The organism is Paracoccus saliphilus (assembly GCF_028553805.1).
GTDB lineage: Bacteria > Pseudomonadota > Alphaproteobacteria > Rhodobacterales > Rhodobacteraceae > Paracoccus > Paracoccus saliphilus.
On sequence record NZ_CP067141.1, the window covers coordinates 73,400 to 99,796 of the forward strand.

Here is a 26,397-nt window from a genome sequence, read left to right on the forward strand (position 1 = left end):
GGCTTTAGTGGGTCATGCATCAAGCTTTTCCATCAAGCGTTCTGCATCGGCGCCCTGGCGGTCGAATTGCTCGGCCAAGTGCTCGTGAGCAGGACTAGCATGTCGCAAATTGCACGCGTTGTCCTGGTAGCGGTCGCGAGCGATTTCGAGCGCATCGCGAAGAACAGTTAGCTCCCTTTCTGTCAAAGTGAGGGTCTGCATGTTCACCTCCTGGGCTAGAAGAACGGTTGTTGATCGCTTCCCTTTTCTCCAATAATCGCTTTCGATCAGATGATAGGCAAAATGCTTTATCGGATCGACCACGTCGATGATCTGCTCCATATAGCCGCGCCTCGAGCGCTGCCCGGCGAACTGTTCCCGACGATAATCGAGCAAGAGACCGCTTTCGGAAGCCCCAATCAAAAAACGAATGGCATCCGATCATCCATTCACGAATTGAAAAACAAGGGCCAGATCGCTTCGGGACCAGTGTCGCTTTCGACTGTGCTTGTCAGGCCCATTTTCACGTCTTTGCGTTTTCATTGACATCTTCGAGGAAACCAACCCTATAGGGCTCTTTCTTGATCGGCTTGACCGCGACCAGCATGAAATTTAGCTGATCGATATGCTGGATCAGGGTCACCTTGTGACCTTTGGGATCCAGACCGTGGAATTCGATCAGATTGGGATTTTGATACGATATTGCGCGGATATGCAGCTGTGCCGCAAGGCCGAAATTGGCCAGTTGCAGGCCGATTTCCTCGCTCTCGCCCAGGTTCGCCTCGAATTGTTTGATCCGCTGGCGCAGATGATTGAAAATAAGGGCCGCCTCATGCAGTTCAAAATTCTCTTCGGTGATTTCGGGCTGACTAGCGGCCTGTGCCCTCTGCTGCCGAACCTGCTGGCGCTGTTCAGCCACCATCTCTTGTGCCACGATTTCCGGGAAATTCACATCGTCGGGCTGATCGTCAGTATCGGCCATATTCGCCTCGCTCATTGGCCGCAGTATGGCGGCCCAGTTGCAGAGATTTTATCAGCCGTTGGACTGGGGGCAATAGGGCTGTCAATCAGGCCGCCTGAGAAATGCAGTTGCTAGCTGTCCCCCGGCTAAAGCGTTCGTTGCTTCGCAGTTTGACACGCAGAATGCAGTCGAGTCATTCGCAGAACATGGCGTCTATCGTGCTGCTGCCTATAAATGCGATGGCATCGAGACCAATCCGGCAGTTGATGCCATGATCTCTGAGCTGTTGTGGTCACTCAAAGCCACTACCTCACCAGAAGCATATGCGCTTGTTGCTTCAGCGGAGGCGGGCGCGGATTCTGCGGTCGAGCAGATGTTGAACCGCATCCCTTACAATGACCCTGGCTTTTGCACGGGACTCGTTGCCTCCATCGGCGGGTGGCTCGTAGAAGTTGGCCAATAACATTCACAGCGATTTCGAGCCCAGTAGGGGTGCAGCGATGTGAATCTTGATCTGCATGTCAGTGTCATTCTTCTGACTGCGCCCGGTGAGGCTTGGGCGGGCGAATCCGCATTGAACGGAATTGGAAAGCCCACGTGAGGCGGGTTTGGTGAATTGACTATTTGTCGGTTATGCTGAACTGCCTTCATTGACCTTTCGTCAGGCATGGGTGAAGGTATGGGGTCGAGATGCCCGGAAGCTTCTCGGCCCCACATTCAACTCCGATCGATATTGGATTTGGGGAACCGCGCCCCATTTACTCGGGATGACTGGACTCAAGCTCTACAAGCGGCTGCGACACATGCGTGATGAGGCAATTCGGGGGCCGGCCTATCGGGTGATTTTTGCCCACGCTCTGACCGTAGCGCATATGGAAGGCCATCTGATCTCGGATGATCATCCCGCATGGGATGCGATTTACACCGCCATCAGCGCTGCGCGCGAGGCAGACCCTGGCGCGTTGGATACGATCGAGCGGGAGATCGCGCGGCTCCATGATCGACCGGTGAAGCCGTCATCCTGAAACGTAGATATCGGCACTCGCTTGCTGGTCCGAATATGCCTGCGCGAAGCGGACTTGATGAAACGGAAGAGCCGGGATTTATTGCTCGTGCCTGCCCATATCGCCGTGGGGAGGCATGGGGCCGGATGGTTTTCGGCATATTCTCTATCCGGTCTCGCTCACCAGATTTTCTGGAAGATCATGGCCACGGCCGCGCCGATGACGGCGACGCCGCCGCGATTTCTCAGGGCATCAGACAGGTGGGTGTGGCCGAAGGTAGCGGGGTTGTGGCATCAATGCTCTCCATATTATCGGCGGGTTCCGATTGCCCTGGACGGCGCGGGCTGTTTAGGTTGACCTCTAAACCGATGGGGAGCGAACATGCGGACATGCTATTTGCACGCCGGGATGCCGAGAACCGGATCAACTTCCATTCAGAATGCCCTTCTCAGCTTCAAATCAGATCGTATCCGTTATGCGGACCTCGGCCAAGCTAATCACAGTGCGCCCCTGATCTGCTCTTTTTCTGAGAGCCCGCAAGATTATCACGTGTACCGAAACAGGGGCCTGACAGACAAACAGATTGCCGAGGAAGTTGACCGACATATGAAGGCGGTTAACTCGGCAGTCCTTGAAGATGGCGACGTGATTTTTTCCAGCGAAGGCATCGTAGACCACCTGAAGCCACACGAGATCAAGGCGATGGCCAAGTTCCTTCGCGATCATTCCGAACGCGTCCAAGTCATCATCTATGTGCGCCCTCTAGCCTCACTGGCAGCGAGCCAAATGCAGCAACGCATTATAGATGGGCTCAAGAACTTCACTATTCCTGCTCCGCAATACAGAAAGCGATTTCAGCCTTTCATTAACCAATTTGGCCGGAAAAACGTCCAGTTCGTCCGTTATTCACGCGATGACCTAATTGGTGGTAATGTCGTGAGCGATTTCGCCGAGCGCGTTGGTGTTGATGAAGTCCGTTTGTCGACACCTATTCGCAATGACCCATGGTCCGTAGAAGCGATAGGAACACTATACGCGTTCAACAAATTCACCGCCCCGCAGTTGGATGGGAGAAAGAAGAGCGAGGCATTACATAAATTAATGCAGAATCTATCTGGCGTTACCGGTAGAAGATTTGATCTGTCTCGAGAGTTGATCGAGCAGCATATCGAGAAACATCGTGGCGCCGTTGAGTGGGCCGAACGCGTTTGCGGTTTCGACCTACGGGGCACCATCAAGGACGTTGAGAACCCGATCAGGAGCGAGGCCGATTTGCTGGGTGCGGCTATACCTATAGAGCCGCAATCTCCCGACGCATCAACGCCACCTCAAGCACATGGCAATTATCCATTCGAACGCCGTATCGGTTTCCGGCTAGCTCATATGGCGAGAAGACTTCTCCGCTCTCGTTGAAACTTCCGACTATGCCGGCCACCCGTGATAGCAAAGCAAGCCATAGGCGAACGGGTCGAAGCCATGTGCAACGAATACCCCGCGTTCTGCTGTGCCAAAATAGTGCAATGGATGCGGACGCCTTCGCCCTTCGCAACCACCGCGTGCTTCCGGCGAATCCGAAAAAACTAGACATTGATCCAGGCATTCAGTGCCGCATTAACTACCGGTACAATGTCCTGTATTCATCTCTCATCTGAGATGTTGATAGTTCAGTCCCGGCAAATCTCCTTTCGGCCCCGCTCACCAGAATTTCTCGAAGATCACGGCCACGGCCACGGCCGCGCCGATGACGGCGACGCCGCCGCGATCCATCCAGCGGAAGAAATGCCTGCGCCCATAGGTCAGCTGCTCCAGCTTGGCGACGCGATCCATGGTCTTGCCTTGGTGGGCATCATAACCATCCATGCGCTTAAAGAGTGTGACTATGCGCTCTTCCATGCGCACCTGTAATTCTGTTCCGGCATGCCGCCTCCTTTGCTCAGGTAAGAAAAAGCCCGCCGAATCGGGGGGTAGCAACGAGCCACTCCTTGCGCAGGCCCATAACGGCATCTAAGCTGAGAGAACTATGCCCTCAAGACATGAGCTGTGAAGATCGCCAAGCGTCGTAGCCTGAAGAAGGCCTGTGTCGCGCTTGCCCGTCGCCTCTCGGTGATCATGCATGCCATGCTGCGCGACGGTACTTTGTTCCACGCGCAAGATAGGGTAAATTCAGTTTGCCAGCGGTGAAGCGTCAAAGCTGATCCGAGGGCGGTGTCCCGAGAGGAAACGCAGTGACGAACGATCTGCGGAGGTGGTCGGATGGGTTCGCAAGCCCGTTTCGTGTCAATGCAACGTTCGCCTCTGTGAGACCCGATACAGCACGACCAGCCTCGGCTCGGTCAGTGCGGACAGATCCATGAAACCCTCGAGGGATCAACACCGCCTGAGCTATGCAATTACAGAGCTAACCCTATAAATTTCCATTGAAAGGCAGTGTGTTGAGTGATTCACGCTGGTCATGTTCGGAAAAGCCCGCACAATGACCGAACTCAAACTCTATAAACAGTTGTGCAACTTGCGTGGTGAAGTGATCCGGATGCCGGCGTATCGGGCTGTTTATGCTTACGCAGTTCCAGTAGCCATATGGAAGGTCATCTAATTGCGGACGATCATCCTGCACGGAAGGTGATCGGCACAGCCATCAAGGCTGCGCGCGATGGAGTCCCCTGATGCATCGGATACGATTGAGCGAGAGATCGCCCGGCTGCATGATTGCTCGGAGAAAGTATCGCCCTGAGGCGTTGAGACAACGCCGAGAATTTTGGTTCGAGAATGTCTAAAGATTGACGGCGACAAATTGCCTCAAAGGATAGCCGAATCGGCGAGCAACCGCTTATAAATGCAAAAAGCGGAGGAAGAATAATTGACTGAACTACTACAGATCACCTGCATCAATAAAATCAACAGGCTCGATCCTTACGACAGCATTTCGCATGTCGGCGGGAGGCGCTGGATTGCAACACTCGAGGAGGTGATTCGCTACATCGAATCAGGACGTTACAGATTCTACGTTGATGTCGGAGGGAAGTGCGTCAATGTTGTTATTGCGACAAGCGGATTCGGTAACAAATTCCTCAAAACTGAGATGGACAAAGACCTTCCAAACTATCTGCTATCTCTGTCAGAATGCGCCCAATCATACTGAAGATTGCGCCAAAACCATCGGGCTCGAACGCCCTCTCAGAGGGCGTTGATGATCGGATGAGCAGGGGTCTGTTGTCCGTGTTAAGCTAATAACAAAATTTGGGGACGGTGGCCGATGTGAGCGGATGGATACTCAAGCTGCCTCAGGAGATTCCGCTATGCATGGCATTTAGCGATCCTGAATGCTAAATTGGCCTTGGCGAGCGGAAAAAGGGGAAAAGATGCCTTTGGGCCCGGAGTTGGAGCGAGACGTTGTCCGCATTCTTGTACTATGTGCTGGTATCGTCTTGTTTCTTGGGTCGTCAATCGGAGGCATATTGGTCTGGTGGCTGATATGAGCCTATTTTGTTGAAAAACTCGACCTGTTTGTCGCATTGATCATCTTTCGATACTGCCGCGCACGAGGCCCTTGCCCTTCAGTGAGCGATTTGTCTCCACATCTTGGTTGCTCCCTCAAGGAGTTTTGATTGGCGATGCGGCTACTTTAATAAACTACGATCAACCGATGTTCTTGGCGGCAGAACACCGGCTTCGCGGCTTGACGAGTGCCATGACGGAGATCGACAGCAATATGAAGCCGAGCCCACCAACCCATAAATTGCCGCGAAGATAGGCCTCTCCGGCCAGAGCGGCAAATAGCGCCCCGCCAAGGTTTGCAGCGCTGGTGCTCAATGCCAGCAGGACACCGCGATGGGTGTCCGATAGACCGGCAATGTGTGCTTCCAGTCCAGGTGCGCCTATCCCTCCAACGATTGTCCACACTCCCAAGGCTAGGACGACGGCAAGCAGAGTGGGATTCGGAAGCACAAACACGACCGCCAGACAGACAATGACATTTGCCGTGGCCAGCCGCATCGCACGCCTGCCGCCGCCGATGCGTCGTATCGCCGTAGGCGCCAAAGCGTTTCCGGCAACAGAGAGTATGCCGAAGCCGACATAAACAAGGCCAATTTGATGCGTATCCAGATGGAGACCATCGCGTAGACGCTCACCAACCAGCGAATAGATCCCTACCGCGCCGCCGAGACCGAAAAACATACCGCAAAGCGCTCCGAACGTACCTGGAACGAACAGTCTGCCCTCGCCAGTGTGGAGTTCTCTCATGCGCTATTCTACAGCCAGCCATAGCAGATTTTACCACCGTTATCATGTGGTTTGGGCGACAAAATATCGATATCAGGTTCTGCAGGGCACCATGCGCGAGCGCCTGCGCACGATCATCCGGCAGACCTGTGATGAGATGGGGGTGCATATCGCGCGCGGCGTGCTGGCGCGTGATCACATCCACATGTTCGTCTCGATCCCGCCGAAACTGGCTTTGTCGAATGTGATGCACTGGAGTTTCCGGACCTGCGCAAACGTTATTGGGGGCGCAGGTTCTGGGCGCGGGGGTATTTCTCAACCACATCCGGGAACGTGACCGATGACGTGATCCTGCAGTATCTGGAATTACATTCCAAACGCGATGCTACCGGCGCAAGCCGGTAGAGAATTCACTTTCGATGGCTGATTTGTCTCTTTTACCCAGAACTGCGGGGCCGAGGATAGCGACAGTCAGGGCTGCGAGACCGAGCGTGATGAACGCGGCGCGCCACGACCAGAGTTCGGTCAGATATGCGCCGAGGCCGGGACCGGCCATCAGTCCTTGTCGTCAAACCACCCATTGCGAATGAAATGCTCCTGGTGGCTTCTTCGCTGTCGTCTGCCGCCAGAGCAAACCCAGAAGGCGACGCTCTCCAATGGACGCTATTACGAGAACAGCTACGTTTTCATCCTCGAGATGCGGGAGGACAAGGTTTGCCGCATCCGGGAGTACATGGACACGCTGATGGGGTACCAGATGGTGTTCGCCGATGATCATCCCGGCAAGATCGTGCGCTGAGATCTTTGCGCCGTCACTTTGTGGGTGCGCAATGTCGATCCGGTCCAGATCGACGTGGGCTTAGCCGTCGTCCCTCATGCCCCGTATCTCAAGCCCCGGGTCTTGCTTTTTTGCATCTGGTGCATGTCCCAACTGGACCGCCAGTTCGCGCGAGGCTGGTGCCCCGATATACCCGGGGAAGAGACAGAGGTTGTCGACATCCCTCTCCCCCGACTCAAGATGTCCCGCCGCGAATTGGCCCGGAAACGTGCCGGAAAGTTCTAGCCGGGCGATCCTCGTTTCGAACACGGCGCCTTCATGGATGAGATGTGGAGCGAAACCAGGCCTGGTCGGCCCGAAAACCTCTGAGGATCGGAGGGCCGATCCAGCGATGATTTTGGAACCCGGATGCCGTCAGGGCCACATTTGCGCGGCGTGAAGTACGCGCAGCACCGTGACCGTCGCCGCGGTTTCGGCATAGACCGCGATGTAGTTGGGCCGGACCATCAGTTCCCGTGTACCCTCCACCCTGTCGGGACGGCAGCGTTTCGGATGCGCCGGGAGCTGCGCCACCTTGCCCTGTATTTCCTCAAGCAGGGCAAGCGCGGCATCCGGGTTGTCGTCCGAGATGTACTCGACAATCGCCACCAGGTCCGCGACCGCCGGGGCCTTCCATTCGACTTCAGGCACGGCGCTTCCCGTCGATCAGGGCGCCGGCGCCCTGCATCACCTGGTCATGCGGTGTCGCCGGGCGGAGATCGGCAAGTGCCTCCTGCACCTTGGCACGGAACCAGGCGTCATAGGCATCCGGGTCCGCAGTCAGACCGGCGGGCAAGCCCCCTTCGGCGGCAACGCGGGTCAGCAGGATACGCACGGCATCCGAAAGCGTCAGGCCGACCCCGGACAGGGCATCGGCTGCCTGTGCCTTGAGCTGGTCGTCCACGCGAACATGGAGCATCGAGGTTTGGGCGGGCATGGCATGTCCTCCTGTTTTCGGAAGCACTATGTATCTCAATTGAGATATTCGCAAGACCGTCATGATCAGGGTTCCTGCCGATCCGCAACAGCGTCAATGCACCCGGTGTCGTCGAACCCAAACGCGTCGCCTCGCCGTCCCAATGGAAACGGGAAGCTACACCCGAAGCCTGAGTTCTACATCAATGCCACCACAATCCTTGGACGATACTTCATTCTGATCCCGGCATGAGCGGCGCGATTTCCCCGGCATCGGATAGCGACTTCGGCTTGACAATCGCCCCGCCTGTGCCGCAGGTGAGGGTTGCGCTGGTTCCTGCCTCTCGGGCAGGCGAAGAGGGAATGCGACAGGCAGGGCCGGAAAGGTCCCGCCAAAGCGCAGCCGCCCCCGCGACCGTGACCGGATAGGTCGCCCAGGCCACTGGCAAGATGCCGGGAAGGTGGGTCGACCGTTGGGGAAACCCTGAATCCGCAAGCCGGGAGACCTGCCAGCGCTGGTTGTTGACGGGCGGACGGGGTGATCCGCGACCGGCAGGCGGAAAGCTGGCTGCGCGCCTCTTTCGGCCTTCTGGCCCCACCCCATGCGCCGTGCTGGAGGGAAGGGGCCGCTATGCGCGCCATATTGCATGTTTGCACCACCTGCCGGGGGATTGACCCGGATGCGCCGCCGGAGCCGCGTCCCGGCGCGCGATTGCATGACAGTCTCGCCTCGGGCAACCTGCCGGAAGGCGTCGAGCTGCGCCCCGTCGAATGCCTCTCGGCCTGTTCTATGGGCTGTTCGGTCGCATTGTCGGCGCCCGGCAAGTGGTCCTATGTCTATGGCCGCCTGACCCCCGACGATGCCGCCGACATCCTGACCGGCGCCGGTGCCTATGCCGCCGCCCCCGACGGGCTCGTGCCATGGCGCGAGCGACCCGTGATCTTTCGCAAGCAAAGCCTTGCCCGTATCCCCCCGCAGGAGTGATCCATGACCGACCTGACCAAGACTCCCGTTACCGTCATCACCGGCTTTCTGGGCTCGGGCAAGACGACGCTGATCCGGCACCTGATGCAGAACCCGCAAGGCAAGCGGCTGGCCGTTCTGGTCAACGAGTTCGGCACCGTCGGCGTCGATGGCGAGATCCTGAAAGGTTGCGCAGACGACAATTGCCCGGCCGAGAATATCCTCGAATTGTCCAATGGCTGCATCTGCTGCACCGTCGCCGATGATTTCATCCCGACGCTGGAACGGCTGATGGCGATGCCGCAAAAGCCCGATCACATCCTGATCGAAACCTCGGGTCTCGCACTACCCAAGCCCCTGCTCAAGGCTTTCGACTGGCCGGCGATCCGCTCGCGCATCACCGTGGACGGGGTGATCGCGCTGGCCGATGCCGAGGCGGTGGCCGCGGGCCGGTTCGCCCCCGACGAGGCCGCCGTGCAGGCGCAGCGCGAAGCCGATGACAGCCTCGACCACGAAACCCCGCTGTCGGAAGTCTTCGAGGACCAGATTTCCTGCGCCGATGTGGTGCTGCTGACCAAGGCAGATCTGGCGGGCGATGCGGGCGTGGCCGCCGCCCGCGCCATGATCGAGGCCGAAGCCCCGCGCAAGCTGCCGATCCTGCCGGTGACCGATGGCGCGATCGATCCGGCGGTGATCCTGGGCCTCGGGGCGGCGGCCGAGGACGATCTGGAGGCCCGGCCCAGCCATCACGACGGCGCCGATGACCACGAGCACGAGGATTTCGACACGGTGGTGATCGATCTGCCGGAATTCGACGATCCCGACCTGCTGGCCCGCGCCATCGAGCGGTTGGCAGCCGAGCAGAACATCCTGCGCGTCAAGGGCCATGTCGCCATCGCGGGCAAGCCGATGCGCCTGCTGGTGCAGGCGGTGGGTGCGCGGGTGCGGCACCAATATGACCGGCCCTGGGGCGATGCGCCCCGTGTCTCGCGCCTCGTGGTGATCGCCGAGCATGACGATGTGAACGAGGCCGCGATCCGCGACCTGTTGCTGGGGGCCGTGCCTGCCTGATGCATATCGTTTTCCGCGAAAGCCACGGTCTGGAAGAGACCGACACCCCCTATGATCCCGGGCAGACACCCGGCGATCTGGTGGTGCTGTCCTTCTCGGACAGCGATCTCGGGGCTTTCGCGGCAGGCTGGCATCGCGCGAGCGGAGGGCTGCCCTCGCTGCGGCTGTGCAACCTCGTGGCGCTGCGGCATCCGGTCTCGGTCGATACCTATGTCGAGCAGACCCTGTCTGGTGCGAAAGGCATCCTGATCCGGCTGATCGGCGGCGAGGCATATTGGCCCTATGGGCTGGCCTCGGTGCAGGATCTGGCGCGGCGGCGGGGGATCGCACTTGCCGTATTGCCCGGCGATGGCCGCGACGATCCGCGACTGGACGCGGTTTCAACCGTGCCGGTCTCGGTTCTGCGGCAACTCAAGCGGCTTTGCGATGCGGGCGGAGCGGTGGCGGCGCAGGCCGCGCTGGCGCAGATGGCGATGGCGGCGGGGCTGTGGGCCGAACCGGTCATGGGCGCGACCTCCGTGCCGCAGATGGGTTTTTACGACCCCGATCGAGGCGTTATCTCCGCACCGCCAGATGATGGCCCGCTGGCCCTTGTCAGCTTTTATCGCAGCTACCTGGCCGCCGCCGACACCGGCCCGGTCGATGCGCTGATCCACGGGCTGCACAAGGTCGGATTTGCGGCCTGCGGAGTCTTTGCGCCATCGCTCAAGACTCCGGGTTTCGGTGAATGGCTGGCCGGGGCGCTCCCCTCTCCTCCGGTGGCCCTCGTCAATGCGACCGGCTTCTCGGTCCGGGCCGAAACCGGGGTCACGCCGTTCGACGGGTTCGGTTGCCCGGTCTGGCAGGTGGCGCTCTCCACCAATCGCCGCCGGGAATGGGAGCAGGCAGAGCGGGGGCTGTCGCCATCCGACCTGGCCATGCATGTCGTCCTGCCCGAGATCGATGGCCGCATCTTCGCGGGCGTGACCAGCTTCAAGGCCCCCGAGCCGCGCGACCCCGACCTGCAATTCAGCCGCTTTGCCCATCGCGCCGAGCCTGATCGCGTCGCGGCCATCGTGGACCGGGTCAGCGCGCGGCATCGCCTTACCGTCACGGCGCCCGAGGATCGCCGCATCGCCGTGGTCCTGTCCACCTATCCGGGGCGCGACTGGCAGATAGCCCATGCCGTGGGGCTGGATGCGCTGGCGTCGGCGGATGCCGCGCTGAAGATACTGAATGAAGCCGATTACGACATTCCCCCCGGCGCGGATGCCCAAGCACTGGCAACCGAGCATATCGACTGGCCGCTGGCCGACTACCTGGCCGCTCTGGAGCATCTTCCCGAAACCCTTCGCGGCGATCTGCGGGCGGAATGGGGCGATGCGCAGGCCGATTCCGATTGCCGCGATGGCGTGTTCCGCTTTGCCGCGATCCGGCGCGGCAACCTGCTGCTGGCGCTGCAGCCCGAGCGTGGCCAGCGCGACAGCCGCAAGGACGATTACCACGACCTGACCCGCACCCCGCGCCACGGCTATGTCGCCTTCTACCTGTGGCTACGCGCGCAAGGCCTGCATGCGCTGGTGCATATGGGTGCGCATGGCACGCTGGAATGGCTGCCCGGCAAGGCGGTGGCGCTGTCCGGGTCTTGCTGGCCCGAGGCATTGGTGGGTGATCTGCCGGTGATCTATCCCTTCATCGTCAACGATCCCGGAGAAGCGGCACAGGCCAAGCGCCGCCTTGGCGCTGTAACATTAGGCCATCTGCCGCCGCCGATGGTCGCCGCGGCCATCCCGGCAGGCTTGGGTGAGCTGGAGCGGCTGCTGGACGAATTTTCCACCGCCGACGGGCTGGACCCGGCGCGGCGCGACCGCCTGACCCGCGCCATCCGCGACGAGGCCCGCGCGGCCGGTGTCGAGGCGGATCTGGGCATCCCGCCCGATGCCAGCGCCGCCGAGGCGATCGCCCGGATCGATCTGTTTGTCTGTGATCTCAAGGAAAGCCAGTTCGGCGAGGGGCTGCATGTCTACGGCTCGGGGGATTGCGGGGCCGAGGAACAGGCGGGGCTGCTGGCCGCGCTGGATGGACGCCATGTCGCACCCGGACCCTCGGGCTCGCCCGCGCGGGGACGCAGCGACGTGATGCCCACCGGGCGGAACCTGTTCAGCACCGATCCTCGCGCCGTGCCGACCCCTGCCGCACATGCGCAGGGGGTCAAGCTGGCCGAGGAATTCCTGCGCCGACATTTGCAGGATCACGGCGACTGGCCCAAGGGGCTGGTCGTCGATCTGTGGGGCAGCGCGACCATGCGCACGGCGGGCGAGGAATTCGCCATGGCGCTGCACCTGGCGGGGCTGAAACCGGTTTGGGATAGCGGATCGGGGCGGGTCTCGGGCGTCGAGGTCGTGCCGCTGACCCTGCTGAACCGCCCCCGGATCGACGTGACGCTGCGGGTCTCGGGCCTGTTCCGCGACGTGTTCCCAGTGCTGGCGCAATTGTTCGAGACCGGCGCGGCGGCATTGGCCGGGCGTGGCGAAGACCCGGTGGACAATCCCTACCAGACCCGCAACCCCCGCGTCTTCGGCCCCGAACCGGGACAATACGGGCTTGGCATGGGTCCGGCGGCTGACAGTTTCACCGATCAGGCGCGGCAGGCGGCGGGCGAGGCATGGCTGGCCGCATCAAGCTGGTCCATCGGCGCAGATGGCCAGGCGCGGCAGGACCGCGCGGCGCTGGAATCGCGGCTGGCGGGGGCGGACAGTTTCCTCCATGCGCAGGATTTGCCGGAAACCGATCTGCTGCTGGCCGCCGATTATGCCGCGCATGAGGCCGGTTTCGCCGCCGCCATGGCGCGGATCGGGGCGGCAGAACCGTCGCTCTACCATCTCGACGCCACGCAGCCCGACCGCCCCCGCGCCCGCAGCCTGACCGAGGAGATCGCCCGCACGGTCCGCGCCCGCGCCTCGGATCCGCGATGGGCCGATGGCATGGCCGCGCATGGATTCCGGGGTGCGGCCGAGATCGCCGCGACGCTGGATCACCTTGCCGCTTTCGCGCATCTGGCCGGGGCGGTGCCGCCGCATCTGTTCGATCTCTATCACGACGCGACGCTTGGCCGCCCCGAGATCGTGAATTTCATGGAACAGGCCAACCCCGAGGCGCTGCAGGCGATGCGCGACCTGTTCCGCCGCCTTGCCGATGCCGGTCTATGGACGACCCGCCGCAACTCGATCGCGGCCTCGCTGGAGGCGGAACGATGAGCCGGGTCAGGGGATGGTGCCCCGGCGCGTTGCGGCCGATGGAATCCGGCGATGGCTGGATCACCCGCATCCGTCCGCATGGCGGGCGTCTGAGCCCCGTGCAGACCGAGGAAATCGCCCGCGCTGCACGGGATCATGGCAATGGGTTGATCGACCTGACCGGACGCGCCAATCTGCAAATTCGCGGCGTGACGCCCGATAGCCATGCCCCGCTGATCGAGGCCCTTCGCGCGCTTGGCCTGATCGATGCGGATATCGGGGCCGAGCAGCGGCGCAACATCATCGTCACTCCTTTCGCGGATCCCGAAACCGATGGGCTGGCCGCAAAACTGGAGGCGGCGCTGGCCGCCTCTGCCCTGCCCCTGCCCTCGAAATTCGGCTTTGCCGTCGATACCGGCCCGGCCCCGGTTCTGCAGGACATCCCCGCCGATATCCGGCTGGAGCGGGGTGCGGATGGCGGCTTGATCCTGCGTGCCGACGGATGCGCCTACGGGACTCGCTACCATGATGCGACCGAGGCGCTGGCACTGGCCGAATGGTTCCTTGCACAGGGCGGAGCGCCCGAAGGCCGGGGGCGAATGGCCGGGCTGATCGCGCGCGGCGTCTCGCCGCCGGATGCGGTGCTGTCCCCCGCCCCTGCCTTGACGCCTCCCGTTCCGGGTGATGTGCCGCAAGGGATATTGCTCAGCGTCGAGTTCGGTCAACTCAAGGCGGAAACACTTGCCGATCTTGCCGCGCTTGGCCCGCTCCGCGTGACACCGTGGCGGATGCTGCTGATCGAGGGCGCGGTCTCGGTCCCCGCCCTGCCCGGCCTGATCGCGGAACCCGGCGATCCCCGGCTGCGGCTGCGCGCCTGCACCGGCGCTCCGGGCTGCCGCCATGCCCATGCGCCGACCCGCGCCCTTGCCCGCCAGCTTGCGCCGCATCTGCCCGAGGGGCGGGTGTTGCATGTCTCGGGCTGCGCCAAGGGCTGCGGTTGGCCGCGCGCTGCCGATCTGACCTTTACGGCCACGCCCGAGGGTTTCGACCTGATCCGGGGCGGCTGCGCCTCGGATATTCCCCAGCTTCGCGGGCTGCCGCCCGCCCGACTGCCAGAGGTTCTGTGATGCCTTACGATTACGAAAAGGACGGCGCGGCGATCTATCGCCAATCCTTCGCCACCATCCGGGCCGAGGCCGATCTGGCGCGCTTTACCCCCGAAGAGGAAATCGCCGCCGTTCGCATGATCCATGCCGCCGGGATGGTCGAACTGGCCGCGCATATCCGCTTTACCCCCGGCATGGCCATCGCCGCCCGTGCCGCGCTGGAAGCCGGCGCGCCGATCCTTTGCGATGCGCGGATGGTCAGCGAGGGCATCACCCGCGCCCGTCTGCCCGCCGGGAACGAGGTCATCTGCACCCTGCAGGATCCAAGCGTGCCCGCCATGGCGCAGGAGATGGGCAATACCCGATCCGCCGCCGCGCTGGAGCTGTGGCGCCCGCATCTGGACGGCGCGGTGATCGCCATCGGCAACGCTCCGACCGCGCTGTTCCACCTGTTGAACATGCTCGAAGATCCCGCCTGCCCCCGTCCCGCCGCGATCATCGGCTGCCCGGTGGGTTTCGTCGGTGCGGCAGAATCCAAGCAGGCGCTGATCTCTGCCCCGCCAGTCCCTTCGCTTATCGTCGAGGGGCGCTTGGGCGGCTCGGCCATCACCGTCGCCGCCGTCAACGCGCTGGCCAGCCGCAAGGAGTAAGCCATGACCCAAGCGAAAGGCAGGATCATCTGCGCGGGCCTTGGCCCCGGCGACCCCGAGCTGATCTCGGTCAAGGCCGACCGGGCGATCCGGGGCGCGCGGCATGTCGCCTATTTCCGCAAGGCGGGGCGGCAGGGGCAGGCGCGCCGGATCGTGCAGGGCATGCTGGCCGAGGGCGTGACCGAATACCCGATGGAATACCCGGTCACCACGGAAATTCCCTTTGACAGCCCGGAATATAACGCCCTGCTGGCCGCATTCTATGACCAATGGGCCGCAAACCTGGCCGATCTGGCGCGCGATCACGAGGTGGTGGTGCTCTGCGAGGGCGACCCGTTCTTCTACGGCTCCTTCATGCATCTCTATATTCGCCTGCGCGAGCGGATCGGGATCGAGGTGATCCCCGGTATTCCAGGCATGGCGGGCTGCTGGAACGTCACGGGGCAGCCGATCACATGGGGCGACGATGTGCTGAGCGTGGTCATGGGCACCTTGCCCGAGGCTGACCTGATCCGGCATATGCAAGGATCGGATGCGCTGGTGGTGATGAAGACCGGGCGCAACCTGCCCCGTATCCGACGGGCATTGGCGGCAGCCGGGCGGCTGGACCAGGCATGGCTGATCGAACGCGGCACCATGCCCGGCGAAAGAGTCCTGCGGCTGGCCGAGATCGAGGACGCGGATTGCCCCTATTTCGCCATCGTGCTGGTCCATGGGCAGGGCCGCCGCCCGGTCTTGATGCCCAAGGCGGCGGAATGAGCGGTTGGGTCACGGTTGCAGGTCTTGGTCCGGGCGCCGAGGATCTGGTCACGCCCGAGGTCAGTGCCGCGTTGGCCGAGGCCACCGATGTCATCGGCTATATCCCCTATGTCGCCCGCATCGCGCCGCGCCCCGGCCTGACCCTGCACGCCACCGACAACCGGGTCGAGCTGGACCGCGCCGCCCATGCGCTGGAACTGGCAGGGGCGGGGCGGCGCGTGGTCGTGGTGTCCTCGGGCGATCCGGGGGTCTTCGCCATGGCCTCGGCACTATTCGAGGCGCTCGAGGCCGATCCGCGCCATGCCGCGCTGGATATCCGTATCCTGCCCGGCATCACCGCCATGCTGGCCGCCGCCGCCCGGGCGGGCGCGCCATTGGGGCATGATTTCTGCGCCATCAACCTGTCGGACAATCTCAAGCCCTTCGCACTGATAGAGCGCCGGTTGCGTCACGCGGCAAGGGGCGATTTCGCCATGGCCTTCTATAACCCCCGCTCGTCCAGCCGCCCGCATCAATTCGCCCGCGTACTGGAGATCCTGCGCGAGGAATGCGGCTCTGATCCGCTGATCACCTTTGCCCGTGCCGTCTCGACCCCTGACGAGCGGCTGGTCACCATCTCCCTGTCCGAGGCACAACCCGGGATGGCGGATATGCGGACGGTCGTTCTGCTCGGCAATTCCGCGACGCGTCGGGTCGGGCGCTGGATCTATACCCCGCGACGGGCAGAGGACGCGCCATGATGCAGCCATGCCATCGCCTCTCCGGGTTCCGCGACACTGCGGCGCGGCGGCAGCCGGGGCCGGTCGATCATCACTACCGGCAGGCTCAATTGGCGGGCAGCGATCAGCTTGGCCTCGGCCCCCGCGCCGCCGGAATTCTTGGCGACCAGATGGGTGATGCCATGGGCGCGCATCAATGCCTCGTCGCCCTCTGCCGTAAAGGGGCCACGGGCGATCACCGCCTCGGCATCGGGCAATGGCAGCGGGCCTTCGGGCGGATCGACCAGCCGCAGCAGGTAATGATGCGGGCGAGTGGCGAAGGAGGCGAGGTTCTGCTTGCCGATGGCGAGGAACACCCTCGCGGGCGCATCGGGCAAGACGCGGGCGGCCTGTTCGGGATCGGCGACAAGGATCCAGCGATCATCCGGCCCGGCGCGCCATGCCGGGCGCTCCAGCGCCAGAAGCGGGGTTCGCGTCTCATTGCAAGCGGTGATCGCATTGCGGCTCATCTGTGCGGCAAAGGGATGGGTCGCGTCGATCACGTGGCTGATCGCCTGATCCCGCAGAAAGGCCGCCAGCCCCGACGCGCCGCCAAAGCCGCCCACCCGCAGCGGCAGCGGCTGTGCGACCGGCGCATTGGTGCGGCCCGCATAGGAGAACACCGCATCCATGCCGGCATCCGCCAGCAGGCGGGCCATGCGGCTGGCCTCGGTCGTGCCGCCCAGCAAAAGGATGCGGTTCATGGATAAGCCCTGGTTGACGATCATCGGTATCGGCGAGGATGGCTTGGCCGGGCTGCCGGATGCAAGCCGTTCCGCGCTGGAACAGGCCGAAATCGTCTTTGGCGGTCCCCGGCATCTGTCGCTTGCAGGGGTCGCGGCCAAGGGACGCCCCTGGCCGGTGCCCTTCGACATCGCCCCGGTGCTGGAATGCCGGGGGCGGCCTGTCGTCGTGCTGGCCTCGGGCGATCCGTTCCATTTCGGCGCGGGGGGGAGCCTTGCCGAGCATCTGGAGCCCGGAGAATGGCATGGGCTGCCCGCACCGGGCGTGTTCTCGCTGGCCGCCGCACGGTTGGGATGGCGGCTGGAACAGATCGCCTGTCTTGGCCTGCATGCCGCGCCCTTCGCCCGGCTTCGCCCGTATCTGGGCGCAGGCTGCCGGATCATCGCCACCCTGCGCGATGGCGCGGCCCTCGCGGCTCTGGCGGAATGGCTGACGGCACTGGGCGCAGGGGCGATGCGCATGGCGGTGCTGGAACGGCTTGGCGGCGCGCAAGAGCGTGTGCGGCAGGCCCGCGCAGACAGCTTCGGGCTGACGGAGATCGAGGCCCCGGTCGCCGTCGCCCTCTGCGGTGCCGATCTGCCGCGCGGTTTCGGCCCGGCCAATGCGCCGGGACGGTCCGAGGCGGAATTCGCCCATGACGGCCAGATCACCAAATCGCCCATCCGGGCCCTGACACTGGCCGCGCTGGCCCCTAGGCGCGGCGCGTTGCTGTGGGATATCGGCGGCGGATCGGGCGCGGTCTCGGTCGAATGGGCTCTGGCCGGGGGCCGCGCCTGCTGCATCGAGCCCCGTGCCGACCGGCTGACCAATATCCGTGCGAATATCGATGCTTATGGCCTGTCCGGCCTCGTCAAGCCTATCCATGGCAAGGCCCCCGAGGCGCTGGCCGGTCTGGCCGAACCCGATGCCGTCTTTATCGGCGGCGGCGCAAGCCACGAGCTGTTCGAGACGCTCTGGCCGCTTCTGCCCACAGCCGCCCAGCTGGTCGCCAATGCCGTGACCCTGGAAACCGAAGCGCTGCTGACCGAACTGCATGCCCGCCATGGCGGCAGCCTGACCCGGATCGAGATCTCCGAAGCCGCGCCCCTTGGCCGGATGCGAGGCTGGCAATCCGCGCGTCCGGTGGTGCAATGGCAGGTGACGCGATGAAGGTGGCGGGATTCGGGTGCCGGCCGGATACGCCCGCCGAGGCGTTGCGCGATGCGCTGACCCGCACCGGGGCTCAGGATCTTGCGGCAATTGCCACCATCCCGGCACGCGCCGTCGAGCTGACGGCTTTGGCACAGGCACTGGACCTGCCATTGCGCCTGACCGAGGTGAGGGGCGTCACCACCCCCACGCGATCCGAGCGCGTCCAGGCCCTGCACGAGACCGGCTCGGTCGCCGAGGCCGCCGCCCTGTCGGCCTGCGGGTCTGACGCGCGGATCATTGTCACACGCGTCACCAGCAGTTGCGGCCGCGCCACCGCAGCCATCGCCGAAAGCGAGGAAACCCCATGACCGTCCATTTCATCGGCGCCGGTCCCGGCGCGGCGGACCTGATCACCCTGCGCGGGCGCGACCTGATCGCGGCCTGCCCGGTCTGCCTCTATGCGGGCAGCCTGATCCCCGAGGCACTGCTGAGCCATTGCCCGCCCGGCGCGCAGATCGTGAATACCGCGCCGCTCAGCCTCGACCGGATCATCGACGAGATCGCCTCGGCCCATGCGGCAGGCCATGACGTGGCGCGGCTGCATTCGGGCGACCTGTCGGTCTGGTCGGCGATGGGCGAGCAGCTTCGACGCCTGCGGGCGAAGGGCATTCCCTTCGAGGTCACGCCCGGGGTGCCCTCTTTCGCAGCAGCAGCAGCCGCCTTGCAGACCGAGCTGACCTTGCCCGGCATCGCCCAATCCGTGGTGCTGACCCGCACGCCCGGCCGCGCCTCGGCCATGCCGTCGGGCGAGACGCTGGCCGCCTTCGCCGCCACCGGTGCCACGCTGGCCATTCACCTGTCGATCCATGCGCTGTCCCGCTCGGTGGCCGAACTGATCCCGCATTACGGCCCCGGTTGCCCGGTGGCCGTCATCTGGCGCGCAAGCTGGCCCGATCAGCGGGTGATCCGCTCGACCCTCGCACAGATCGAGGCCGAGGCTGAAGGCATCGACCGCACCGCGCTGATCCTTGTCGGCCCGGCACTGGCGGCCGAGGATTTCGACGACAGCCGCCTCTATGCCGCCGATTACGACCGTCGCTATCGCCCGACCGGCCCTGACCCGAGATTTCCCGAATGATGCCGTTGATCCATCCTACATGCGGGGGGCCAACCCCCCGCCGCCGACCGGTTCGCGAACCAGTAGCGCCCCAACCGGCGACGCCCCTGGATATTTATATGAAGAAGAAGGCGGAAAGGTCTTCTTCTTCATATAAATATCCAAATTCCAACGTGACAATTTCGCTCAACGCGGCAAGTGAGGTGCTCGATGTCCAATAGCCCGCCCCCCCCGGGTCTGCTTGTCTCCGCCCCGTCCTCGGGCACGGGCAAGACGGTGCTGATGCTGGGGCTGTTGGCCGCGCTGCGCACGCGCGGCCTGGATGTGCAACCCTTCAAGAGCGGGCCCGACTATATCGACCCCGCCTTTCATCTTGCCGCTTCGGGAAGCGCTTCGTTCAACCTGGACACATGGGCCATGAGCCCGGGCCAGATCGCCGCACATACAAGCGGAAGAGAGGCGGACCTGGTGCTGGCCGAGGGCTCGATGGGCTTGTTCGACGGGGTGGCGAAACCCGGCGAAACCGGCATCGGCTCCAGTGCCGAGATTGCCGGTCTGATGGGCTGGCCGGTGGTCCTGATCCTCGATGTTTCTGGGCAGGCGCAATCGGCGGCGGCGGTGGCCAAGGGGTTCGCGACGTTGCGCCCCGACATGCCGTTCGCCGGGGTTGTGCTGAACCGGGTCGCCTCGCCCCGCCACGAAGCACTGATCCGGAAGGGCATGGAAGAGGCCGGCATCGCGGTGTTGGGCGCCCTGCCACGACAGGGAAATATCGAGCTTCCAGAGCGGCATCTGGGCCTCGTGCAGGCCGAGGAAACCGCCGGGCTGGAGGGTATCCTGCGCCATGCCGGGGAGTTCATCTCCGCCCATTGCGACCTGGACGCCATCATCGCCGCCGCCGCCACGCGGAACCTGCCGGACACGGCGCCGCATCGGCCGGTGCCACCGCCGGGCGCGCGGATCGCCCTGGCCCGGGACGCTGCCTTTTCCTTCACCTATCCGCATCTGCTTGCGGAATGGCGCAGCCAGGGTGCGACGATCCTGCCCTTCTCGCCCCTGGCCGACGAGGCCCCGGATGAAAGCGCCGATGCCTGCTGGCTGCCCGGCGGCTATCCGGAACTGCATGCGGGCCGTCTCGCCGATGCGGGGCATTTCCGTGACGGGCTTTCCCGCTTTGCCCGGACGCGCCCCGTGCATGGTGAATGCGGCGGCTACATGGCGCTGGGGGCCGGGTTGGTGGATGCGGAAGGGCGGCGGCACCGGATGGCGGGCTTGCTGGGGCTGGAGACCAGCTATCAGAAGCGCCGCATGCATCTGGGCTACCGGCTCGCGCGGCTCAACACCGCCACCCTGCCCGGCCTGGGCGCGGAGGAGGCGCTGCGCGGGCACGAGTTCCACTATGCCACGATCCTGTCGCAGCCCGACGCGCCGCTGGCCCGGGTCAGCGATGCAAATGGCGCCAAAGTGCCGGAAACCGGATCATACCGCGCCATGGAAGGCGGGGGGCAGGTGAGCGGAACGTTTTTCCACCTGATTGCACGGGCACAGAACGCTTGACCCGGCCGCCACGATGATCTTTAGCTGAACCCCTGATCGGTGGCCCGCAAGGACGCAATGATGCGTCGGGCTTCATCGGGAATGGGGAAGGGCATGGCATCCCGCCGCGCCCCAAGCCTCAGCCGCCCCCGCGACTGTATGCGGAGAGCGCGCTTCATCTGCGCCACTGGTTCCTCTGAAGGACTGGGAAGGCCGAAGCCGCGCGACGATCCGCGAGCCAGGAGACCGGCCGTCAGACATAACGCCAACGCCGTCGGGTGTGACGGCACAAGGAGACTGACATGCATATCGAACCCGGAATCGTCACCGGCGCGAAAATCGCGCTGAGCCATGCCACTGCCGCGGCCGCAGCCGGTTATACGCTGAAACTGGCATGGGAGGCGCTGCGCGAACGCGGGCTTGCCTCGCTGGCCGGACGGGCCGTGCTGACGACTGCCGCCGTATTCACCTTCTTCGAGATCATGCCGCATTTCCCCGTCGGCGTCTCGGAGGTGCATTTCATCCTCGGCTCGACGCTGTTCCTGTTGTTCGGGGCGGCACCTGCCGCGATCGGGCTGGCATTGGGGCTGCTGTTGCAGGGGATGCTCTTCGCGCCCTTCGATCTGCCGCAATACGGGATGAACATCACCACTCTGCTGGTGCCGCTTTTCGCGCTTCAGGCGCTGGCGGCGAGGATCATCGCGCCGGGCACTGCCTATGTTGATCTGCGCTACGGGCAGGCCCTGGCGCTGTCCACCGCCTACCAGGGCGGGATCGTGGCATGGGTCGCGTTCTGGGCGATCTACGGCCAGGGGTTTGCCGGTGGAATCCACGGCATCGCCACATTCGGCGCGGCCTATATGCTGGTCGTGCTGATCGAGCCGCTGGTCGATCTGGCGGTGCTGGCCGGTGCGAAATCGCTGCGAGGCCTGCGCGGATCCAGCCTGGTGACGCCCCGGCTGTTCGCCTGATGCATCAGTTGCGGGCGCTTCACCGCCCGCAACCTTCTACGGAGACCAGATGATCGACCTCACCCTGATCGGCATCGGGACCGGCAATCCCGACCACCTGACATTGCAGGCCATTGCCGCGATGCAAGAGGCCGATCTGATCCTGATCCCGCTGAAAGGCGCCGAAAAGGACGACCTGGCCGGGCTGCGCCGGAAGATCTGCGACCGGCATGTCGGACCATCCACCCGGATCGCCGAATTCGCCCTGCCTCGCCGGGACAGTGCCGATCCCGATTATCTGGGCGCCGTGAGCCGCTGGCACGATGCCATCGCCGATGCCTGGCATGCCGAGATCCGCGGCCACCTGCCCAGCCTGTCCGGCCGGGTGGCGCTGCTGGTCTGGGGCGATCCCTCGCTTTACGACAGCACCCTGCGCATCGCCGACCGGCTGGCCCGCGACCTGCTGCTCCGCCGCCATGTCATTCCCGGCATCACCGCGATCCAGGGGCTCTGCGCCGCCCATGCGATACCCCTGAACCGTATCGGCGCGCCGGTCCAGGTCACCACCGGGCGCCGTCTGCGGGATCATGGCTGGCCCGAAGGAGCCGATACGGTGGTGGTGATGCTTGACGGCCAATGCTCGTTCCAGGCTCTGCCACCCGAAGGGCTGAGCATCTGGTGGGGCGCCTATATCGGCATGGACGAGCAGATCCTGGACCAAGGCCCGCTGGCCAAGGCCGGACCGCGCATCGTCGATAGCCGCGCCCGCGCCCGTGCCGCCCATGGCTGGATCATGGATATCTACATGCTGCGCCGCGAGCCCGCCTGACGCGGCCCATCGACACAACCTGTTCTTCTTCCTGCAAGAAGAAGATACGCGGTGCAGGCCTGGATCGGGGGAAACATCCTCCGTCTGAGGCGAACTCAACCGAGGTGGCGATCCGACGCGATCGTGACCCGGTCGCGTCGGGAGGCCTGAACGAAGGGAATGATCTTCTTGTAGACCGACAATGGCGGTCGGACCTGCCCGGAATGCGGGACGAACATGTTTCCCTTGCACAGGGTCGGGTCCAGCGGATTGCCGCCGCAGAGAAGGATGAAGTAATCCATGATCATATCGGCCTGCGCCTCCCTGTTCAGGCCGGAGAAGGCGAGTTTTTCCCAACCGAAGGTGAGGTAGTTGTAATCGGAGGAATCATGCCAGAACCTGCGGATTCGCTCGCGGTTCTTCCGTGTATCCGGCACCGCGTGCTCGCGGATGAACTGTTCCAGAATTCCCGAATTCGCCACGTCGGCCCCGTTCGCCGGTTTCGTGCTGGTCGTGCCGTCCATATTGTCGGCGCTGATCGTCGTCGGCATGGTGACGGGCCGTGTCTCGTGATGGACATGCAGCGGCCGGCTGACGATATCCATGACCGGGCGGTGATCCTTGTAACGGCATTCCCCGGCGAGCCGATCGAGATATTCGAGCAATGACATCTCCAGATGCTCGCTGTAGTTCAATGCCTTGTGATAGCCTAGGCTTGCCCGGGGCTGGGTCTGGTTCTGCCAGACATGGGCAAGCTCGTGGATGAATTTCGCCTGCTGCGTCAGGCTGGCCTGATGGAAGCTGTCCACGAAGGCGGTACCGTTCGCATTGGGCGGGAAATGGATATCGTTGCCGACGGTATGCGGCGATTCCGTCTCATGCGCGCAACCATGCACACGCACCTTTCTCAGGGTGATCTTGCCGTTGAAGACCATGTTCGCGAGGGTCTGCTCTCCCTCGGTCAGGCGCCGCTTCTGCTTCTTGGTGCCGCCGCAGTCCTGGATGTCCATATCCAGGTCCTGAATTGCCACGGTTCAATTCCCTTGTTCTTCAATGCGGGCATCCTGCCATGACATTCCTTGTCTTGTCGATCGCGCAGTGCAGCAATGCAGACCCAAGGGCGCAACACCTGACCCGGTCATGCGGTCATCAGGGCAAGGTGCTGCGTCTCGCGGCGCCGTCGAACAGCAATTCGCATGTTTCCGCCCTCAGGCCCTTGCGCGCATTATCCCTGGAATGAGCCTCGACCCACCTGGTCAGTTGGGCGAGTGTGGGCTCTTCAAGACCCTGTTTGTCCAGATCGGCCTTGGCAACGGTTTTCGCATGCGCGTAAATCCGCGGCTTTTCCAGTTTTACCGAACAGCCCCAGGCAAGCACGAGATCGCTCGCGACCTCCTCGATATAGGCGTTCTGCTCGTCGTTCAGGCGCGAGGCGATGCCTTCCATCTCGGCGATGCTGGCCTCGCGTTCGGCGGCTTTCCCGCCGCCGGTGCCACCCTGCTCGCAGGCGGTCAGCGCCGTGATGGCTGCAAATGCCGAAATGAGAATGGTCTTGTTCATAAGATCCCCCGTGCTTGCAATCGATTGCCTGTCTGCCGACTTATCGGGGTGACTGCAACCTGAAGAGGTAGGAATTTCCTATGAAATCCGCCTTCGCGCCCTTGGCATCGGCCAGTGCGACATCGCGGATGGAATTGTTGCGGATGTTCCGTTTCTGGCGATCTGAAAGAATGCAGGCGGGATCTGCCGCGCAAAGTTGACAGCTGGCAACCCGCGCGGGGCGATCCGCCTGATTGAGTATGGGGGCGTCCCGGCCATCCTCCGTGGAAGTGCGGCGGCCACGGTCAGCCAGTTGCTGGAACGACAAGCGTCCCGTTCATGGCCAGGAAGTGAGGGTATCCCCGGTGGAGGGCCGTGAGTTCCGTTATACCGCCTGAATGCCCCTGCGGTCGCCTTCGATCGGCGCAAGCGCCAACCCGCCCTCGCGGACAAGGAAATCCGCGATGTCCTGCACGCCGCCGCCATGACGTAGCGAGGCCATGACCACCGGACGTGTCCCGCGCGAGGCACGTGCATCGGCCTCCAGCAATTCGGCATCGACGCCCACATGCGGCGCAAGATCGATCTTGTTCACCACCAGCAGGTCGGAGCGCGCCAGGCCGGGGCCGCGCTTGCGGGGGATGTCCTGGCCCGCGGCGGTGTCGATGACATAGATGGTCAGATCGGCCAGTTCCGGCGAGAATGTCGCGGCAAGATTGTCGCCGCCCGACTCGATCAGCACCAGGTCGAGATCGGGAAAAGCGACGTTCAGATCGGCGATAGCGGCAAGGTTGATGCTGGCATCCTCGCGGATCGCGGTATGCGGGCAGCCGCCGGTCTCGACGCCCCGGATACGCTCTTGCGGCAGGACCTGCGCGCGCATCAGCGCCTCGGCATCCTCGCGCGTGTAGATGTCATTGGTGATCACCGCCATGGACAGGCGCGGGGCGAGGTGGCGCGCCAGTTGCTCGGTCAGGGTGGTCTTGCCTGCACCGACGGGTCCGCCGATACCGACGCGAAGGGGGCCGTTGAAGCTCATGATCTGAAAATCCTCGTTCTCATGGTTTCATGCGACATGGCGGCGATGTCCGCGCCCCATGTTGCGCTGACCAGATCGGCCTCGGAGGCCGATGCGGCGCGGATCGCCGTGGCCAGCAGCGTCGGCTGCAGCCCGGCCAGCATCGCCTGTCCCTCGACCGGACCAAGTGGCATGAAGCGCACCGCAGCCGAGATCAGCGCCGCCGCCTGCGCCTGCAGAAAAGCGGCGATCATCTCGGGGGCGGGCAACGGGAACCCGGCGCAGGCCCGACCGAAGGCGACCGGCAGCGCGGCGGGGGCATGGGCCTCGCCTGTCAGTGCCGTGACATTGGCGGAAAACGCGGTTCCCTGCTCGATGGTCTCGGTCAGGCGTTGCGAGCCCATGCAGGTGGCGCGGGCCAGATCGTCCAGCCCGGCATGATCGGCACCGGGCCGCAGCGACAGCGACACCAGGACCCCATCCGTCCAGCCTCCGCCATGTTCCAGCCAGTCGGCCAGCCATTGCGGCAGGGTCGCGCGGGTCGCCGCCCCCCGGTCCATCGCCCATTCCAGCCCTTGCGACCAAGCGAAACCGCCCACCGGGAAGGCGGGCGACAGGTATTGCGCCAGCCGCAGCCGGGCGGCGTCAGGCGTGATCGTGCTGATGGTCATGGTCATGGGCATGTGCATGAAAGTGACCGTGGTCATGGCCGAAGGTGCGGCCATGGCCATAGGCACCCTTTTCGGGGCTGAAGGGCAAGCTCGCGTGCTCGATCCGCGCGCCAAGCTGGTCCAGCATCGCCTCCAGCACGTGATCGGCGCGGATGATCAGCCGCTCCGCCTCGATCCGGCAGGGGGTGTGGCGATTGCCGATATGCCAGGCAAGGCGGGGCAGGTCGCCGCGAATGACCAGCACCGGCTCGGCGGCGGCATGGACGAGGATCCGGCGGCCATCCGACAGCAGGAAAGCGTCGCCATCCTCAAGACTGGTGACCTCGGGCAGATCGACAAGGAAATCGCCCGCGTCGCAGGCCAGCCGCTTGCGGCGCAGCAGCCGCCCCTCGTAATCCAGCATCACGCCGCCATCGAAGGGGCCGGAAGCATTGCGGATCACCTGGTGGCTATGGGGGATCAT

The 26,397-nt window shown here is 63.8% G+C and carries 29 protein-coding genes, 2 pseudogenes and 2 riboswitches; of the genes and pseudogenes, 19 read left to right on the forward strand and 12 right to left on the reverse strand.

Annotation, left to right across the window (positions count from 1 at the left end; translation table 11 throughout):
- Window positions 1-12: 12 nt before the first annotated feature.
- Together JHX88_RS21325 and JHX88_RS21330 are read right to left on the reverse strand one after the other, a co-directional pair.
- Complete coding sequence (locus JHX88_RS21325; RefSeq protein ID WP_141225853.1) at window positions 13-321, reverse strand: hypothetical protein; 309 nt, start codon at window positions 319-321, stop codon at window positions 13-15.
- Between the two features lie 181 nt (window positions 322-502).
- Complete coding sequence (locus JHX88_RS21330; protein WP_141225854.1) at window positions 503-961, reverse strand: DUF6173 family protein; 459 nt, start codon at window positions 959-961, stop codon at window positions 503-505.
- Between the two features lie 782 nt (window positions 962-1,743).
- Between JHX88_RS21330 and JHX88_RS21335 the strand changes: the two genes are divergently transcribed.
- Window positions 1,744-1,965, forward strand: a complete 222-nt coding sequence (locus JHX88_RS21335; RefSeq protein WP_084203186.1) for a hypothetical protein — start codon at window positions 1,744-1,746, stop codon at window positions 1,963-1,965.
- Window positions 1,966-2,325: 360 nt separating this feature from the next.
- Window positions 2,326-3,357 carry a hypothetical protein gene (locus JHX88_RS21340; RefSeq protein WP_141225855.1) on the forward strand — a complete coding sequence of 344 codons (1,032 nt, stop codon included), beginning with the start codon at window positions 2,326-2,328 and terminating at the stop codon, window positions 3,355-3,357.
- Window positions 3,358-3,639: 282 nt separating this feature from the next.
- Here JHX88_RS21340 and JHX88_RS21345 read toward each other — a convergent pair whose 3' ends face one another.
- On the reverse strand, window positions 3,640-3,837 hold the full coding sequence (locus tag JHX88_RS21345; RefSeq protein ID WP_141225856.1) for a hypothetical protein: 198 nt from the start codon (window positions 3,835-3,837) through the stop codon (window positions 3,640-3,642).
- Between the two features lie 144 nt (window positions 3,838-3,981).
- On the opposite strand from JHX88_RS21345, the pseudogene JHX88_RS21350 reads away from it, so the two are divergent.
- Window positions 3,982-4,125 (forward strand): annotated as a pseudogene (locus JHX88_RS21350) (IS110 family transposase); the annotation flags it as partial.
- Window positions 4,126-4,801: 676 nt separating this feature from the next.
- Window positions 4,802-5,083, forward strand: a complete 282-nt coding sequence (locus JHX88_RS21355) for a DUF3892 domain-containing protein (protein ID WP_076526868.1) — start codon at window positions 4,802-4,804, stop codon at window positions 5,081-5,083.
- A 497-nt stretch (window positions 5,084-5,580) separates the two neighbouring features.
- Here the strand turns inward: JHX88_RS21355 and JHX88_RS21360 are convergent, their stop codons facing one another.
- A complete protein-coding gene (locus JHX88_RS21360; RefSeq protein ID WP_076526869.1) occupies window positions 5,581-6,120 on the reverse strand; it encodes an MFS transporter in 540 nt (179 codons plus the stop codon).
- 64 nt (window positions 6,121-6,184) lie between these two features.
- Here JHX88_RS21360 and tnpA point away from each other — a divergent pair.
- Together tnpA and JHX88_RS21370 are read left to right on the forward strand one after the other, a co-directional pair.
- Window positions 6,185-6,570 (forward strand): annotated as a pseudogene (tnpA, locus tag JHX88_RS21365) (IS200/IS605 family transposase).
- Window positions 6,571-6,751: 181 nt separating this feature from the next.
- Window positions 6,752-6,964: a nuclear transport factor 2 family protein gene (locus tag JHX88_RS21370; protein WP_076526870.1), complete on the forward strand. Its 213-nt coding sequence runs from the start codon at window positions 6,752-6,754 to the stop codon at window positions 6,962-6,964.
- Window positions 6,965-7,357: 393 nt separating this feature from the next.
- Here the strand turns inward: JHX88_RS21370 and JHX88_RS21375 are convergent, their stop codons facing one another.
- Window positions 7,358-7,633 carry a type II toxin-antitoxin system RelE/ParE family toxin gene (locus JHX88_RS21375; protein ID WP_076526872.1) on the reverse strand — a complete coding sequence of 92 codons (276 nt, stop codon included), beginning with the start codon at window positions 7,631-7,633 and terminating at the stop codon, window positions 7,358-7,360.
- Complete coding sequence (relB, locus tag JHX88_RS21380; RefSeq protein WP_076526873.1) at window positions 7,626-7,919, reverse strand: type II toxin-antitoxin system RelB family antitoxin; 294 nt, start codon at window positions 7,917-7,919, stop codon at window positions 7,626-7,628. The genes JHX88_RS21375 and relB overlap by 8 nt, the downstream gene beginning before the upstream one ends.
- Before the next feature lie 292 nt (window positions 7,920-8,211).
- Window positions 8,212-8,425, forward strand: a riboswitch (cobalamin riboswitch).
- A gap of 103 nt (window positions 8,426-8,528) precedes the next feature.
- On the opposite strand from relB, the gene JHX88_RS21385 reads away from it, so the two are divergent.
- The 7 genes from JHX88_RS21385 to cobJ are packed head-to-tail and all read left to right on the forward strand — an operon-like array spanning window position 8,529 to window position 16,402.
- A complete protein-coding gene (locus JHX88_RS21385) occupies window positions 8,529-8,882 on the forward strand; it encodes a DUF1636 family protein (protein WP_076526874.1) in 354 nt (117 codons plus the stop codon).
- Window positions 8,883-8,885: 3 nt separating this feature from the next.
- Window positions 8,886-9,932: a cobalamin biosynthesis protein CobW gene (gene cobW, locus JHX88_RS21390; protein WP_076526875.1), complete on the forward strand. Its 1,047-nt coding sequence runs from the start codon at window positions 8,886-8,888 to the stop codon at window positions 9,930-9,932.
- Window positions 9,932-13,168, forward strand: a complete 3,237-nt coding sequence (gene cobN, locus JHX88_RS21395) for a cobaltochelatase subunit CobN (protein WP_076526876.1) — start codon at window positions 9,932-9,934, stop codon at window positions 13,166-13,168. The genes cobW and cobN overlap by 1 nt, the downstream gene beginning before the upstream one ends.
- The gene (cobG, locus tag JHX88_RS21400; RefSeq protein ID WP_076526877.1) at window positions 13,165-14,274 is read left to right on the forward strand and encodes a precorrin-3B synthase; all 1,110 of its coding nucleotides are present in this window, start codon (window positions 13,165-13,167) and stop codon (window positions 14,272-14,274) included. The genes cobN and cobG overlap by 4 nt, the downstream gene beginning before the upstream one ends.
- The gene (locus tag JHX88_RS21405; protein WP_076526878.1) at window positions 14,274-14,903 is read left to right on the forward strand and encodes a precorrin-8X methylmutase; all 630 of its coding nucleotides are present in this window, start codon (window positions 14,274-14,276) and stop codon (window positions 14,901-14,903) included. The genes cobG and JHX88_RS21405 overlap by 1 nt, the downstream gene beginning before the upstream one ends.
- Before the next feature lie 3 nt (window positions 14,904-14,906).
- On the forward strand, window positions 14,907-15,662 hold the full coding sequence (locus tag JHX88_RS21410; protein ID WP_076526879.1) for a precorrin-2 C(20)-methyltransferase: 756 nt from the start codon (window positions 14,907-14,909) through the stop codon (window positions 15,660-15,662).
- Window positions 15,659-16,402 (forward strand): precorrin-3B C(17)-methyltransferase, encoded by a 744-nt coding sequence (cobJ, locus tag JHX88_RS21415; RefSeq protein ID WP_076526880.1) that lies wholly within the window; start codon window positions 15,659-15,661, stop codon window positions 16,400-16,402. Before JHX88_RS21410 ends, cobJ begins: the two co-directional genes overlap by 4 nt.
- Here cobJ and JHX88_RS21420 read toward each other — a convergent pair.
- Entirely contained in the window at window positions 16,369-17,124 is a 756-nt protein-coding gene (locus JHX88_RS21420) for a cobalt-precorrin-6A reductase (RefSeq protein WP_076526881.1), read from the reverse strand. The genes cobJ and JHX88_RS21420 overlap by 34 nt on opposite strands.
- Between JHX88_RS21420 and cbiE the strand changes: the two genes are divergently transcribed.
- The 6 genes from cbiE (at window position 17,123) to cobF (ending at window position 22,727) form a co-directional block, all read left to right on the forward strand.
- Entirely contained in the window at window positions 17,123-18,313 is a 1,191-nt protein-coding gene (gene cbiE, locus JHX88_RS21425) for a precorrin-6y C5,15-methyltransferase (decarboxylating) subunit CbiE (protein WP_076526882.1), read from the forward strand. The two genes, JHX88_RS21420 and cbiE, sit on opposite strands and share 2 nt — an antisense overlap.
- Window positions 18,295-18,663 (forward strand): cobalamin biosynthesis protein, encoded by a 369-nt coding sequence (locus JHX88_RS21430; protein WP_084203187.1) that lies wholly within the window; start codon window positions 18,295-18,297, stop codon window positions 18,661-18,663. Before cbiE ends, JHX88_RS21430 begins: the two co-directional genes overlap by 19 nt.
- On the forward strand, window positions 18,660-19,433 hold the full coding sequence (gene cobM / locus JHX88_RS21435) for a precorrin-4 C(11)-methyltransferase (RefSeq protein WP_076526884.1): 774 nt from the start codon (window positions 18,660-18,662) through the stop codon (window positions 19,431-19,433). Before JHX88_RS21430 ends, cobM begins: the two co-directional genes overlap by 4 nt.
- A gap of 189 nt (window positions 19,434-19,622) precedes the next feature.
- Window positions 19,623-20,969, forward strand: a complete 1,347-nt coding sequence (locus JHX88_RS21440) for a cobyrinic acid a,c-diamide synthase CobB (protein ID WP_076526885.1) — start codon at window positions 19,623-19,625, stop codon at window positions 20,967-20,969.
- Window positions 20,970-20,988: 19 nt separating this feature from the next.
- Window positions 20,989-21,217, forward strand: a riboswitch (cobalamin riboswitch).
- A gap of 33 nt (window positions 21,218-21,250) precedes the next feature.
- Entirely contained in the window at window positions 21,251-21,919 is a 669-nt protein-coding gene (locus JHX88_RS21445) for an energy-coupling factor ABC transporter permease (protein WP_076526886.1), read from the forward strand.
- A 49-nt stretch (window positions 21,920-21,968) separates the two neighbouring features.
- Window positions 21,969-22,727, forward strand: coding sequence for a precorrin-6A synthase (deacetylating) (gene cobF / locus JHX88_RS21450; RefSeq protein WP_076526887.1), 759 nt, complete (start codon window positions 21,969-21,971; stop codon window positions 22,725-22,727).
- A gap of 95 nt (window positions 22,728-22,822) precedes the next feature.
- Here cobF and JHX88_RS21455 read toward each other — a convergent pair whose 3' ends face one another.
- From JHX88_RS21455 to JHX88_RS21475, 5 genes are all read right to left on the reverse strand, one after another.
- On the reverse strand, window positions 22,823-23,737 hold the full coding sequence (locus JHX88_RS21455) for a hypothetical protein (protein ID WP_076526888.1): 915 nt from the start codon (window positions 23,735-23,737) through the stop codon (window positions 22,823-22,825).
- 118 nt (window positions 23,738-23,855) lie between these two features.
- Window positions 23,856-24,266 (reverse strand): hypothetical protein, encoded by a 411-nt coding sequence (locus JHX88_RS21460; protein WP_076526889.1) that lies wholly within the window; start codon window positions 24,264-24,266, stop codon window positions 23,856-23,858.
- A gap of 364 nt (window positions 24,267-24,630) precedes the next feature.
- Window positions 24,631-25,284, reverse strand: a complete 654-nt coding sequence (ureG, locus tag JHX88_RS21465; protein ID WP_076526891.1) for an urease accessory protein UreG — start codon at window positions 25,282-25,284, stop codon at window positions 24,631-24,633.
- Window positions 25,281-25,940: an urease accessory protein UreF gene (locus JHX88_RS21470; protein ID WP_272848315.1), complete on the reverse strand. Its 660-nt coding sequence runs from the start codon at window positions 25,938-25,940 to the stop codon at window positions 25,281-25,283. Before JHX88_RS21470 ends, ureG begins: the two co-directional genes overlap by 4 nt.
- On the reverse strand, window positions 25,909-26,397 hold the full coding sequence (locus JHX88_RS21475) for an urease accessory protein UreE (protein ID WP_076526892.1): 489 nt from the start codon (window positions 26,395-26,397) through the stop codon (window positions 25,909-25,911). The genes JHX88_RS21470 and JHX88_RS21475 overlap by 32 nt, the downstream gene beginning before the upstream one ends.